Annotated in this window: 2 tRNA genes; both read right to left on the bottom strand. The window is 46.3% G+C overall.

What is annotated here, in order from left to right:
- Positions 1 to 2: 2 nt before the first annotated feature.
- A tRNA-Leu gene (locus tag H9X84_RS12825) sits at positions 3 to 87 on the bottom strand.
- 160 nt (positions 88 to 247) lie between these two features.
- Positions 248 to 332: transfer RNA gene (locus H9X84_RS12820), tRNA-Leu, on the bottom strand.
- Between the last annotated feature and the right edge of the window lie 24 nt (positions 333 to 356).

Raw genomic sequence — 356 nt, 5'->3', positions numbered from 1 at the left:
GATGCGGATGACAGGACTTGAACCTGCACGGGCGCAATGCCCACTAGAACCTGAATCTAGCGCGTCTGCCAATTCCGCCACATCCGCATATTGTATTGATTTTCATACATTTTGGCTTGCTTGGTTAGGATACTACGTTTTTCCCCTCTTGTCAACACCTTTTTTCAAAAAACTTCCAAAAACCAGTGTTTCTCCCTTGCTCCCCCGCAAAGAAAAAAGACCATCTTTCTGATGATCTCTTTCTGACTGCGGATGACAGGACTTGAACCTGCACGGGCGCAATGCCCACTAGAACCTGAATCTAGCGCGTCTGCCAATTCCGCCACATCCGCATATTGTATTGATTTTCATACAAT

This window comes from Anaerotignum lactatifermentans (assembly GCF_016902535.1).
GTDB classification, from domain to species: domain Bacteria; phylum Bacillota; class Clostridia; order Lachnospirales; family Anaerotignaceae; genus Anaerotignum; species Anaerotignum lactatifermentans_A.
Note: the sequence above shows the minus strand (reverse complement) of the source record. Positions and strands in the feature narration are given on the sequence as shown.